Source organism: Clostridia bacterium (genome assembly GCA_036654455.1).
Lineage (GTDB): Bacteria > Bacillota > Clostridia > Christensenellales > CAG-314 > JAVVRZ01.
On the sequence record JAVVRZ010000003.1, the window covers coordinates 114807 to 127574 of the forward strand.

General features: G+C 37.2%; 18 protein-coding genes and 1 other annotated feature. Of the genes, 2 read left to right on the top strand and 16 right to left on the bottom strand.

Going from position 1 to position 12768, the window contains the following annotated elements; all coding sequences use genetic code 11:
- Positions 1-88: 88 nt before the first annotated feature.
- Positions 89-1036 (bottom strand): YafY family protein, encoded by a 948-nt coding sequence (locus RR062_04365; GenBank protein MEG2026942.1) that lies wholly within the window; start codon positions 1034-1036, stop codon positions 89-91.
- 176 nt (positions 1037-1212) lie between these two features.
- On the opposite strand from RR062_04365, the gene RR062_04370 reads away from it, so the two are divergent.
- A complete protein-coding gene (locus RR062_04370) occupies positions 1213-1566 on the top strand; it encodes a hypothetical protein (GenBank protein MEG2026943.1) in 354 nt (117 codons plus the stop codon).
- A gap of 86 nt (positions 1567-1652) precedes the next feature.
- Here the strand turns inward: RR062_04370 and RR062_04375 are convergent, their stop codons facing one another.
- The 7 genes from RR062_04375 to RR062_04405 form a co-directional block, all read right to left on the bottom strand.
- Positions 1653-2684, bottom strand: a complete 1032-nt coding sequence (locus RR062_04375; protein ID MEG2026944.1) for a UDP-N-acetylglucosamine--N-acetylmuramyl-(pentapeptide) pyrophosphoryl-undecaprenol N-acetylglucosamine transferase — start codon at positions 2682-2684, stop codon at positions 1653-1655.
- A 203-nt stretch (positions 2685-2887) separates the two neighbouring features.
- Entirely contained in the window at positions 2888-3586 is a 699-nt protein-coding gene (gene sigE / locus RR062_04380) for an RNA polymerase sporulation sigma factor SigE (GenBank protein MEG2026945.1), read from the bottom strand.
- Positions 3573-4376, bottom strand: coding sequence for a sigma-E processing peptidase SpoIIGA (locus RR062_04385; protein ID MEG2026946.1), 804 nt, complete (start codon positions 4374-4376; stop codon positions 3573-3575). Before RR062_04385 ends, sigE begins: the two co-directional genes overlap by 14 nt.
- Positions 4377-4678: 302 nt before the next feature.
- The gene (locus tag RR062_04390) at positions 4679-5356 is read right to left on the bottom strand and encodes a M23 family metallopeptidase (protein ID MEG2026947.1); all 678 of its coding nucleotides are present in this window, start codon (positions 5354-5356) and stop codon (positions 4679-4681) included.
- A 38-nt stretch (positions 5357-5394) separates the two neighbouring features.
- On the bottom strand, positions 5395-5817 hold the full coding sequence (locus tag RR062_04395; GenBank protein MEG2026948.1) for a hypothetical protein: 423 nt from the start codon (positions 5815-5817) through the stop codon (positions 5395-5397).
- A gap of 102 nt (positions 5818-5919) precedes the next feature.
- A complete protein-coding gene (locus RR062_04400) occupies positions 5920-6876 on the bottom strand; it encodes a ribose-phosphate pyrophosphokinase (protein MEG2026949.1) in 957 nt (318 codons plus the stop codon).
- 214 nt (positions 6877-7090) lie between these two features.
- Positions 7091-7240 (bottom strand): hypothetical protein, encoded by a 150-nt coding sequence (locus tag RR062_04405; protein MEG2026950.1) that lies wholly within the window; start codon positions 7238-7240, stop codon positions 7091-7093.
- 123 nt (positions 7241-7363) lie between these two features.
- Here RR062_04405 and rplI point away from each other — a divergent pair, with 123 nt between their 5' ends.
- Positions 7364-7801: a 50S ribosomal protein L9 gene (gene rplI, locus RR062_04410; GenBank protein MEG2026951.1), complete on the top strand. Its 438-nt coding sequence runs from the start codon at positions 7364-7366 to the stop codon at positions 7799-7801.
- Between the two features lie 225 nt (positions 7802-8026).
- Here the strand turns inward: rplI and rplL are convergent, their stop codons facing one another.
- From rplL to tuf, 8 genes are all read right to left on the bottom strand, one after another.
- The gene (rplL, locus tag RR062_04415; GenBank protein ID MEG2026952.1) at positions 8027-8392 is read right to left on the bottom strand and encodes a 50S ribosomal protein L7/L12; all 366 of its coding nucleotides are present in this window, start codon (positions 8390-8392) and stop codon (positions 8027-8029) included.
- A gap of 62 nt (positions 8393-8454) precedes the next feature.
- A complete protein-coding gene (rplJ, locus tag RR062_04420; GenBank protein ID MEG2026953.1) occupies positions 8455-8955 on the bottom strand; it encodes a 50S ribosomal protein L10 in 501 nt (166 codons plus the stop codon).
- A 34-nt stretch (positions 8956-8989) separates the two neighbouring features.
- Positions 8990-9112: a sequence feature (ribosomal protein L10 leader region), on the bottom strand.
- A 24-nt stretch (positions 9113-9136) separates the two neighbouring features.
- Positions 9137-9820: a 50S ribosomal protein L1 gene (rplA, locus tag RR062_04425; protein MEG2026954.1), complete on the bottom strand. Its 684-nt coding sequence runs from the start codon at positions 9818-9820 to the stop codon at positions 9137-9139.
- A 14-nt stretch (positions 9821-9834) separates the two neighbouring features.
- A complete protein-coding gene (gene rplK / locus RR062_04430; protein ID MEG2026955.1) occupies positions 9835-10260 on the bottom strand; it encodes a 50S ribosomal protein L11 in 426 nt (141 codons plus the stop codon).
- An 84-nt stretch (positions 10261-10344) separates the two neighbouring features.
- A complete protein-coding gene (locus RR062_04435) occupies positions 10345-10869 on the bottom strand; it encodes a transcription termination/antitermination protein NusG (GenBank protein MEG2026956.1) in 525 nt (174 codons plus the stop codon).
- A 3-nt stretch (positions 10870-10872) separates the two neighbouring features.
- The gene (gene secE / locus RR062_04440; protein ID MEG2026957.1) at positions 10873-11085 is read right to left on the bottom strand and encodes a preprotein translocase subunit SecE; all 213 of its coding nucleotides are present in this window, start codon (positions 11083-11085) and stop codon (positions 10873-10875) included.
- Positions 11086-11097: 12 nt separating this feature from the next.
- Positions 11098-11262, bottom strand: a complete 165-nt coding sequence (gene rpmG / locus RR062_04445) for a 50S ribosomal protein L33 (GenBank protein MEG2026958.1) — start codon at positions 11260-11262, stop codon at positions 11098-11100.
- Between the two features lie 275 nt (positions 11263-11537).
- Positions 11538-12752: an elongation factor Tu gene (gene tuf, locus RR062_04450; protein MEG2026959.1), complete on the bottom strand. Its 1215-nt coding sequence runs from the start codon at positions 12750-12752 to the stop codon at positions 11538-11540.
- Positions 12753-12768 lie beyond the last annotated feature (16 nt).

The following is a 12768-nucleotide window of genomic DNA, read 5'->3' on the forward strand; positions in this document are numbered from 1 at the left end:
CTTTATTTTTTTGTAAAAATTTAATATTTTTTTGTAAAATTAGGTTAATTTACCAACGCATAGAACTTAACTAATTTAGTCAAATTATCTAATTTTTAGCGTCGTTTCTTGAAATGACCTTAAAGCTATAATTTCTCAAAGCGTCAATCATAATGGCTTTAAGTTTATAGGCAAGTTGCTCTGGAAAAACGTTGCTAATATTACTTGTAAAACTAACTAATTTTGACAGTAATAAATCGTCAAAGGGTAATTTTGCGCTTGCCGTATAGCCCTTGTCTGTGCTTGTTACCGCCTCAATTCCTAGCCACTCTTCAACCTTAGTCTTAATAATAGCCTTAAAATCAAATGAAAACTCTATATCCGGCTCGATAGTAGGAGTATGCAACTGGCTTGCCTTAGAAATATCATATTCGATTGGTTTAAATTCGAGATTACTAATAGTCAATTCGGCGATGCGGGTAATCTTAAAAAATCTAAAATCTTGCCTAAGAAGACAAAAAGCATAAATGTACCACAAACCGCCTTTAAGAAGTAGGCAACAAGGCAAAATATCCCGTGTAGAAGTTTGCCCGACATTGTCGTGATAAACTATTGAACAAATTCTTCTTCTTATCACAGCGTCGGTTAAAGTGGCAAGCTTGTACTGCATTTGAGGACTTTGCGGTGTATCTACTACAAGTTGAGCGCTACCTAAAACATAACTAGAAACGTTTAACGACTCGGCAAGCGCATCGACTTTGTCTAGTACGGTTGTAGTTATATTGTCTTGAACGTCAAATGTGGTTATGGCTTGTTTAAGCCTGGCAAATTCTTGACTTGTAAAATAAGTATTGCTTAATTTATAGCTGGGTAGTATGCCTATCCCGCCGTGCTTGCCTTTGTTGCTAAATATGGGAACGCCCGCTTCGCACAAAGTATCTACATAACGATAAACGCTTCGAGTAGATATTTCATATTTTTGACCAAGTTGACTAGCTGTGACAAATTTTTTGTTAAGTAGCGTAAGTACAATTCCCACTAAAATACTGTTTTGCATATTTACCCCTTACTATTTAAAAAATTAAAATTATAAAATGTAATATGACATACAGTTGTCATATTAGCGATGTTATAATACAACTATAAAAGATAAAAGTCAATAGATATTTGCAAAAAATACATAGCTACATAGGCAAACGCATAAGATAAAACACTGTTAGGGAGAGAAAAATTATGAACTATGATTTGGATAAAATTGAAAAGAAACTAAATTCTAATATAATACCTGCAAGTTTGGCTAACTTTGATATAAATAAATATTTAAACGAACAAACTGAAAGGGCTAAACGTTTGCAAGAAAAAAGCCTAAGTTTAATTATTCTAAGACCTTTTTTCGACTCCAAAATTTGTCAAAAATTAAACCCGAATTCGTCAAACAACCAAACCGAGTATTTTCAAAATTCTCAAACCGCAAATAGCGTATTTTTAAGTCGCAAAAGCGATTTAACTAGTAGACAAAATTTTGTGTCAATAAAAAGAACAAATCTCATTGAAGAAATTTGTTCGTCTTGTAGTTTAGCAAAATAACATTTTTAAACCATATTTATTTTAAATAACTTTTTTCTAAAAATATTCGAGGTAAAATTTTTCAATATAATCTACATAAAAATAATTTATTTTAACAGATATTCGGCTATTTCAACAGTCGAATCAAAGCATATTCTCTTAGAAGCCGAACGCAAAACCGAATAGTTTTTTTCAATTCTAGTTAGGTAACTTTCAAGCGAAATTGGGTTGATATTTTCTTCGTTAAGCCTGAAACCGCAACCTGCCTTTACAAAATAGTCGGTATTAGCCTCTTGTTCACGCCTGCTTGCCTTGATAAGCGGGACTGATATAAATGGTATGCCTAGACACGCAAGCTCTGCAAGAGCGCTTGCCCCGCCCCTAGTGATAGCTATTCGGGCGCACTTATAGACTTCGGCTATGTTATCGCAATACTCTACAAATCTTATATGAGGTTGATTGATATAGTTATTTTTTCCCTTACCGCATATTACAAAACAATCGTAACTACGAGTTAAAACATCGCTACATTCAATAATTTTTTTATTTAAACTATTTGCTCCAAGACTACCGCCTAACACAAGAAGTATAGGTCTTTGACCGTTAAAGCCCGTTTCCATAATGCCACTTAGCCTTTCGCCTAAATAAATACTTTGCCTTATTATTGCTCCGCTTTTTATAACATTACATTTTCTCTTAGGTAATTTAATATTGTACGCCGTAAAAAAAGTACTGTATTTGTTAAGCGCAAGTTTGTGCGCAAGTCCTACGCTACTGTCGCTTTCGTGACCGATACACCTTATTTTTAACTTATTTGCCATAAGAACAACGGGTAGCCCCACATAACCGCCCTTGCTAAACACTTTGTCGGGTTTGATTTCTTGCAATATTTTTTTAACTTGACGCATAGCCTTTACAAATTTAAAAGGCAAAGCTAGGTTGGATAAAGCAAATTCTCTTTTAAATTTTGGCGGATTATAGCAATAAAATTTGACAAATTTAAATTTTTCAATTAGCCGTTGCTCTATGCCCGAACTGCCTATATAAAAAAGTTCGCATTTATCTTTAAGTTGTTCTATTAGAGCAATATTTGGGATAACGTGTCCTCCGCTACCACCGCCAGTTAATACTATACGCATATTCTACCTCGCTTACGGTTAATAAATATTTAAATTCTATAATTTAATTAATTTGCATAATTTATGTCTATTGCATAAACCAAAAAATTAAGTGCGTTTACAGCTTAGGGTTAAAATAGACAAGTTTGCACATTATTGACCTACAAATTTATCTCTTATGGTTAAACCTAAACAAAAATATGACCTTTTGAGCCACATAAAAACTAGACAAGTTTAACGATTTCTTTTTTTAGCCTAACTATAATCTTTTTTTCTAGCCTAGATATGTACGATTGAGAAATGCCAAGTAAGTCGGCAACTTCTTTTTGAGTTTTTTCTTCCTGACCAAATAAACCAAAGCGAAGCAAGACTATTTGTTGTTCTCTTGCGCCCAACTTTTTTATGCTAGAAAAGAGTAGCTGTTTCTCGACAGATTCTTCAATATCCTTAAAGACGGTGTCGCTATCTGTGCCTAAAATGTCGCAAAGTAACAGTTCGTTACCTTCGCCGTCAACGTTGAGCGGTTCATCGAGAGATACTTCAAGCTTGCGACGCACTACTTTGCGTAAATACATTAAAATTTCATTTTCAATACAACGTGAAGCGTAGGTTGCTAGTTTAATTTTTTTATCCATTTCAAAAGAATTTACAGCTTTAATAAGTCCTATTGTGCCAACCGAAACAAGGTCTTCTAGCTCTAAGCCGGTATTCTCAAATTTTTTGGCAAGGTAAACCACAAGTCTAAGGTTGTGTTCGATTAATTTGTCACGAGCAGTCGTGTCGCTAGCAACTACAAGTAGCAAGCTAGCTTCTTCTTCGGGCGACAACGGCTTAGGTAACGCCTCAGTACCGCAAATATAATTTACTAAATTATCAAGCTCGGCAATATGTAGGACTTTGCGTAAAAGTTCAAGTAGTTTCATAATTTCCTCCTAACAAGTTAAGTATTATATCGTGTTCGCTATTTCGCTTTGACAAGATTATATAGTTTTCTTGCTTATTTATTGTCGCAAGAACAGCGTAACTTGTCTTTTGCCCCGAAACGGTAGAATAAGTAATCTTTTCAAGTACCTTGTTTCCACAAGATATTTGCTCGGCTATTTGCTTGCCTATACTCTTACATAAATACTTGCAAAACACAAAGCAAACGGCTCTGCCTAAGTAAGTTAGACTATTTCCGCTATCTAAGAAAGCGTCTACGGAATAAGTCTTGCCAAAAACTACTAAACTTACGCTATACTTAAATTTCGCCTGATGTCTTGCTTTATTTATATAAGTAGTAACGCTATAAACTAGATAGGTAAATATCGCTATCGCTACTAAGTATATGCCGATAGGAATATTAGACGAATAGTTAAGCGTAGCCGAACCAAAGCTAAAATCTCCAACCGCATAGATTAAGGCTAGTAAAACTCCCCCTAAAACAAATGTGTATGCGAAAAATAGTAAAATAGAATATATTTTTAGCAATTTACTTCGTTTTAGAGTAAATAATAGACATAAGCTGACCCCAACTACGCTTTTTACCAAAAATAAAAGTATGCCGTTGAGTTTCAACAAGGGCAACGATAAAGCAAACGCAACGCCCAGCAACGAACACAGCGTTATATGCCAAACCCCTTTTTTAAGTTTTAGCGTCTTGTTGACACAATAAAAAAGTAGATAATCAAAAGCAAAATTGTCAATAATAGCATATTCAATATAAACTTCCATCGCAAATATAATTATAGATTAGTTTGTTATTAGCTTTTTTGCTACCTTTGTTACTTTTTTAACATTTATAGCGAAAACAAAGAGCCGTCCTAGGACGACTCTTCTTGTAAAAGCGTTATTAGTAGTACAGAGCATATTAATAATTTAACGCAAATACACATTTTAATTAGGCTGTTTTATTTGCTTTGAGTTTGATTAACTTTGTATTGCCTTTGCATAACTTTACCTTTGCTTAAATTTGTTCGTATATATTTTTTGCTATAAATATACGATTACTATGATTTCTAACTGGTTTTTAATTTCTATTGAGCGGGTTTGGTTAGAATAGTCCACGGACTTACATATTTGCCATCTTTTTTAACAGCAAGGTGTAAGTGAGCGCCGTCTGCTAGCTCTGAGCCGGCAGAATTAGATACCTCGCCGATTTTTTCGCCCTTAGCTACGGTTTGTCCTGCTACTACGCAAAGATTTTGCATTGAGGCATAGGTTGCTACGACGCCATCGCCGTGGTCTACGGTAACATAGTCGCCTAAGGCATAATTATTGCCAACTTCGGTAACCGTACCTCCCCTCATAGCCGTTACTGCCGTTCCGCTTGTGGCTAAAAAGTCAGTAGCTCGGTGAGATTGCCAACGTTTAAGGGTACTACTAAATACAAACAAGTTGTCGGTGTCGTTAGTATAGTCCATACCGATTGTAAAATTGGATACCGGCAATTCGAACTTTGCCGAAGTAATGTCGCCGTCCCCGCCTGTTGGAACATCATCGCTAGGGTCTGTGGTTGGCTTGTCGTCGTCGGGGTCGTCGGTAGTGTCGGTGGGCTTGTTGCCGTCTACCGGTAGAGTTGGCTCGTTAGCGTTGACGCTTGCTACAATTACTATTGTAACTATGGCAAGTAAGCAAATTGATATAATGATAAGAGCTATGTTGTTACGGAGAAATCTTACAAAAGCATTTCCGTTAACATTTGATTTTGACATTTATTTGTCCTCCTAATATAATTTTTTGTCTATATGTATTAGTAACTTCCTAGTAATATTGGGTAGCCTACATATATTTGCTCTCTTACGCACGCAATTTGTACGTTGACTTCTACGCCATTTATGTAAATACCCCTATTGAGTTTATTAGAATATCCGTAGGTAATTTCTTCATTATTTGAATTTGCTAGATTAAGTTTAGACAACACTTCTTGCAGTACTGTTTGGCTAAACTTTGCAACATAGGTCACGCCTTTGATATTTTTGCATTGACTAATCACGCTATCAAACTCAGCCAAACTTGTTTTTACTCTCTTAAACTCTCCGCAATCAACGTTAGGCAAAGTCGTAGAAACACAATATATGTAATAATCACCCTCTAAGGTTAATACATTTGGTAAATTAGTAGGTCTTACTTGCAAAAATACCAAGAATATTAGCAATAAATAAATTTTTTTCACAAAAACTCCTAAAAAAATACTCCTACCATCATTGTGGTAGGAGTATTGACAAGTATATTAATTTATAAACCGTTGTTTAAAAAATATTTAAATACTTAAAGATTATTCAAATAATTTAGAAACCGAGCGGTGCGTGTAGATATTTGAGATTGCGTCGGCAAATAAATCGGCTACGCCCACACGAACAATCTTACTACACATCTTTTCAGGAGGAAGTTCGATAGTATCTAAGGTTACAAGTTGCTCGATAGGACTATCCATAATGCGTGAAATTGCAGGGCCTGAGAATATCCCGTGCGAACAACAAGCTAAAATTTTGCTTGCGCCTTGTTCTTTAAGGGCGATAGCGCCTTGACAAATAGTGCCGGCAGTATCAATCATATCGTCAATCATTATGCAAGTCTTGCCATCGATATCGCCGATAATATTCATAACTTCCATAACGTTTGCCTTAGGACGACGCTTATCTATAATAGCTATTGGAGCGTTAAATTTTGTCGCCATAGAACGAGCGCGTTTAACCGAGCCTACGTCGGGCGCTACAATTACTAAATCGTCAGATTTGTAACCGTTTGCGATAAAATATTTAGACAACACGCCTTGACCTAACAAGTGGTCAAGAGGAATATCAAAAAACCCTTGAAGTTGAGCCGAGTGTAAGTCCATAGTAAGTATACGGTTTGCGCCTGCCGTTGTGATAAGGTCAGCTACTAATTTGGCGCTTATCGGGTCTCTCGCACGAGCTTTCCAGTCCTGACGAGCATATCCAAAATATGGTATAACGGCTGTAATGCGACCGGCGGAAGCTCTCTTGAAGGCGTCAAGCATAACAAGTAGCTCCATAAGGTTTTCATTTACTGGGTAGGAAGTTGATTGGACGATAAATACATCTCTGCCTCTTACGCTCTCACGAATGTTTACGGCAACTTCTCCGTCCGAGAAACGTGTTACTTCCATATCCCCTAGTGGCATTTCTAGTTTGGCGCAAATACCTGTGGCTAAATCCTTACTAGCGTTTCCTGCAAAAATCTTGATAGAATTAAGCGGTGTGTCTAACATTTCTTTCCTCCATTGTATTAAAAATATAATCAAACGCCAACAAAAAAAGTCGGCTAGTTTACCAAAAAATGTCTACCCTTACAGTACAATATTAGAACAAATGTATATGCTTGTCAAGATAAAATATAGCAAAAGGAAAAGAAATATTTTTGCTATTCTTTTCCTTTTGTTAACATTTTTTACTTTTGTTCTTAACAAACGTTATTACGCTTTTTTACTTCTGTTTGTAATTTTTGCAAGATGTTTCTCTTACGTTTCCCTCGGGGTGGTCTACTGTAATGCATTTTAGCTTACAACATTCGTCGCCTTGACAGTTATGCAAACAATCGCATACGTTACATTTAATTCTTTGAGCTTTTTCCATTTTTTTACCTCCGTTTTTATATATTTTTACCGATTTTATTGTTTTTATACTATTATGACGTGACCTTATTGACAAAAGTATAAAATAATTATAAACTATATAATATAAAGGGAGGATACGAAAATGAAGGTAGTATTACTTAAAGATGTGGCAACTCAGGGCAAAAAAGACGATATAATTGAGGTAAGCGACGGATACGCTAGAAATTACTTATTTAGACTTGGACTTGCCGAAGCTTGCAACGACCAAATAATAAAACAAATGGACGCTAAAAAGAAAAAAGAAAGAGAAGTTAAGGAACAAGAAAGACAGGTCGCTAGACGCCTTGCGCAAGAGATAAAGACTCGTTCGGTTGTAATCAGCGCAAAAAAAGGCGAGGGCGGTAGATTATTCGGGTCGGTTACAAGCCAAGAAATTATCGACGCTTTAAATAAACAAGGTTATTCTTTCGAAAAAAAGATTGTAGTTTTGCCTTCCCCGCTAAAAACCATTGGAGAATATTCTGTTACGCTTAAACTATACGCAGAAATATCTACTACGCTTAAAGTTATTGTGGAGTAAGTTTAGACTCAACGGAGCAAATTATAACGCCATATTTTATAAATTGAAGAATTTAAATTGAAAAATTAGATTGTTAATTTTAGCCAAAATTAAATTGAAAAATTAGATTGTTAATTTTAGCCAAAATTAAATTGAAAAATTAAAGACAAAGATTAAGTTACGCAAATTGCAAACAAAAAAGACTGCCAAAATATTTTGGCAGTCTTTATTTTGCAATAAACTAATTTATTTAAGTTCGGCTTCTGCGCCAGCTGCAACAAGTTTAGCAAGCATTTTGTCTGCTTCTTCCTTAGGTTGAGCTTCTTTGATTGTTGAAGGAGCGGCTTCTACTAAGTTCTTAGCTTCTACTAGTCCTAAACCAGTTAGTTCTCTAACTACCTTGATAACGTCAATTTTCTTAGCGCCAAAGCTCTTTAAAATTACGTCAAATTCGGTCTTTTCTTCTACTACTGCAACCGGAGCTGCTGCGCCAGCTACTGCTACCTGAGCCGCTGCTGATACGCCAAATTCTTTTTCTATTGCTTTGACAAGTTCGTTAAGTTCTACGACTGTCATTTTTTTGATTTCTTCAATAAATTGTGATACTTCCATTTTATTTCTCCTATTAATTTAAATTTTGATTTTGCATTTTTAATGCTTGTACTTTGGGCTAATTAGCCACGTTGTTCGGCTACTTTGTCAAGAGCGATTGCAAGAGAGCGCACTGGGGCTTGCAATACTGATAGCAACATAGATAGTAGCGCAGGCTTGTTAGGAACTTTGGAATATTGTTCAACTGCGTTAGCGTCAATATACTTTTTGTCCATCATACCGCATTTAACTTGAACGGTCTTGTAAGTAGATACGCTTTCTACCGCAACTTTGCATGCTGCTAATTCGTCTTCGGTAGCAAAAGCAATAGCCGTAGGTCCGTTAAGAGCAAGGTCGAATTCTTTATAACCTAGTTCGTTAAGAGCAAGGCGTACAAGAGTATTTTTAAGCACTTTATACTCGACTTTTTGGTCACGGAAAGTACGACGCATCTCGGTATCTTGTAGAACGGTAAGACCTTTGTAATCAAATACTACAAAACCCTTAGTGTTGGCGATACGCTCCTTGATGATGTCTACTTCTTTTCTTTTAGCTTGTCTGTTTAGACTAATTTGTTCTGTCATTGTTCTCCTCCTTTTTTAATACTTGCGTAGTAAAACTACTATTAAAATGCCCCTGTATCAAAAGATACAAGGGCGGAAGCGTTTAACTTACCTAGTCTTGTACCTCGGCAAGATTTATGTTTGTACTTGCTGTCTTAGGATATAAGGACGTTTTATTAAATTAAATTTGTAATGCTAATTGTTAGATTGATTTATAGTTCATTTTAATACCTACGCCCATTGTTGAAGTTACAACAACGCTTTTTAGGTAGGTACCCTTAGCTGCCGATGGTTTAGCTTTTACAATAGCTTCCATAAGCGCTCTAAGGTTTTGAGATAATTTCTCTGCGCCAAAGCTCTTTTTGCCAAAAATTACGTGGCAAATTGAAGTTTTGTCTACTCTGTATTCTACTTTGCCTGCTTTAACTTCGGCAATAGCCTTAGTTACGTCCATAGTAACAGTACCGCTCTTTGGGTTAGGCATTAAACCTTTTGGTCCTAATACTTTACCAATACGGCCAACTAGACCCATCATATCGGGAGTAGTTACGCAAACGTCAAAGTCAAACCAACCGGCTTGAATTTTAGCAATCATATCTTCTGCGCCAACAAAGTCTGCGCCGGCTGCTGTTGCTTCGTCTGCCTTAATACCTTTAACAAGGGCTAAAACTCTTACTTTTTTGCCTGTGCCGTTAGGAAGAACTACTACGCCACGTACCTGTTGGTCTGCGTGTCTAGGGTCAACGCCTAGTCTTACGTGAAGTTCCATAGTTTCGTCGAACTTAGCGTTAGCTGTGTCGACTGCAAGCTGTACGGCTTCTTCAAGCTCGTATTGTCTTGTGGTATCAATTTTTTTGATGTTCTCTACGTGTCTCTTACCTTGCATTGTGTTCTCCTCCCTTAACCTTCTACTACGATACCCATACTGCGAGCAGTACCGGCAATCATAGAACAAGCTGTTTCAAGACACGAAGCGTTGAGGTCGACCATCTTAGCTTTGGCAATCTCTTCTACTTGCGCTTTGGTAATTTTAGCTACTTTGTCTTTGTTGGGGACTTTGCTTGCTCTTTCAATCTTGCAAGCCTTTTTGATGAGAACAGGAGCAGGAGGAGTCTTTAAGACCATTGAAAAAGTGTGGTCTTTGTAAACTGTGATTATAACGGGTATAATCAAGCCTGCCTTGTCAGCGGTCTTAGCGTTAAATTCCTTAGTAAACATAGGAATATTACAACCTGTTGGACCGAGAGCCGAACCTACTGGCGGAGCGGGTGTCGCTTTACCAGCCGGAAGCTGTAATTTAACTACAGCGATTACTTGTTTTGCCATATTAAATCTCCTTTGTGGTATATTGGAAAAATTTAAAAACTTCTCCTTCCACTGCAAACACTAATAGTGTTGTTGTTATAAAAATTATTTAGCCTCAATACTTGCTATTTGGTCAAAGTCCATACCTACTTCGGCTTCTCTGCCAAACATATTAAGCGCCACAGTTACCTTTTGTTTGAGTTGGTCGATTGACTTAATCGAGCCGATTAATCCTTCAAATGCGCCGGAAATAACGTTGACATTGTCGCCGATAGCAAGCTTAAAGTCGTATTTGACTACTTCGAGCTTAAATCTACGCACTTCGTCTTCTTCAAGTGGCCACGCCTTACCCTGAGGGCCTACAAAACCCGTTACTCCACGAGTTGTGGTGATTAGGTAGCCAATATGAGGAGAATAAATACATTTGATAAATACGTAACAAGGCATAGATTTGACCTCAACGACCTTTTTCTTGCCGTTATGTTCCTCTATTGCTTGTTCGAGGGGTATTTTAATGTCAAATATCATTTCGCCCAAATTGTTATTCTTAACCATTTGTTCGATATTCGCCTTGACTATACCTTCATACCCTGCATAAGTATGAATTACATACCACTTAGCGTCACTCATTTATTACGCACCTATAACTAAACCGTGCAACCAGCCAAACAATACGTCAGCTGCGCCGATTAAAATTAAGAAGAAGGTAACAACTGCTAAAATAACGCCTAGATTCTTCAACACTGTGGAAAAAGTAGGCCAAGAAACCTTTTTAAGTTCCGACCAACTCTTTGACAAGTGGTTGCCTAGTCTTCTAAACATATTGGGTCTTTTTGTTGTTGGCATAATTAATTACTCCTACTTAGACTCTTTGTGCAAGGTGTGTTTTTTGCACGTAGAACAATACTTAGTTAATTCAAGCTTCTCTGTGGTGTTCTTGGTATTCTTCATATTGTCATAGTTACGATTCTTACATTCGGTACAAGCCAATGTGATTTTGATGCGATTACCTTTTTTAGCCATTGTAGCGTCTCCAATGTTTTTTTACACGAAAAATTTACACCTCTTACCGAAGTGCACGCTTATGATACCACAAACCTTGCTATTATGTCAACAATATTAAAGAATTATTTTAATTAAAAGAAAATCATTATTAGTTAAAAAATGTAAAAGTATAAGTTAAAATAAAGAAAAAATAGAGTTAAACCTATTTAAATAAACCTAGCGCTATTGTTAAGTTGGTCTAACGCTTAAAAGGACGCTTAAAAAGCGTCCTTTTAAATGAAAAATTGTATTAATTAGTCGGGAAGAACCTTAGAAACAACACCCGAACCAACAGTTCTGCCACCTTCACGAATAGCGAAACGTAGTCCTTCTTCTATTGCGATAGGAGTGATTAACTTAACGTCAATCTTGGTGTGGTCGCCGGGCATAACCATCTCAACGCCTTTTTCTAGTTCGATACTGCCTGTAACGTCAGTTGTACGGAAATAGAATTGAGGACGATAACCATTAAAGAATGGGCTGTGTCTGCCACCCTCTTCTTTGGTGAGTACGTATACTTGACCTTCAAAGTTCTTGTGGGGGTGAATTGTCTTAGGTTTAGCAATTACTTGGCCTCTTTCTACGTCGTCTCTCTTGATACCACGTAGTAATAAACCAACGTTGTCGCCCGCTACTGCGCTGTCGAGAAGTTTGCGGAACATTTCTACGCCTGTTACAACGGTAGCCGTAGTCTCTTCTTTAAGACCAACAATTTCTACTGCGTCGCCGTTCTTGATTTCGCCTCTCTCTACTCTGCCGGTTGCAACTGTGCCACGACCGGTAATAGTGAAGACGTCTTCTACTGGCATTAAGAAAGGTTTGTCGGTTGCTCTTGTAGGAGTAGGAATATAATCGTCAACTACTTTCATTAGTTCAAGGATTGGAGCGTATTCGGGACGTGTTAAGTCCTTGCAACCGGTTGAAGCTAAATCCATAGCAACTTTTGCGCTACCCTTGATAATTGGGATATCGTCGCCGGGGAAATCGTATTTGCTAAGTAAATCTCTAACTTCCATTTCAACTAACTCGATTAGCTCTGGGTCGTCGACTAAGTCTGTCTTATTTAGAAATACTACAATATAAGGAACGCCAACCTGACGAGCGAGCAAGATATGCTCTCTTGTTTGAGGCATTGGTCCGTCTGCTGCTGAAACTACTAATATAGCGCCGTCCATTTGAGCTGCGCCTGTAATCATATTCTTTACATAGTCGGCGTGGCCGGGGCAGTCAACGTGAGCGTAGTGTCTTGCGTCTGTTTGATACTCTACGTGAGAAGTATTGATTGTAATACCTCTTTCTTTTTCTTCGGGAGCTTTATCGATTTGGTCGTAACGCATAACTTCTGCATTACCTTCAAGACTCATAACCATAGTAATAGCTGCCGTAAGAGTTGTTTTACCGTGGTCTACGTGACCGATGGTGCCGATGTTAACGTGCGGTTTGCTTCTATCAAACTTTTGTTTTGCCATTTTTAACCTCCTAAAA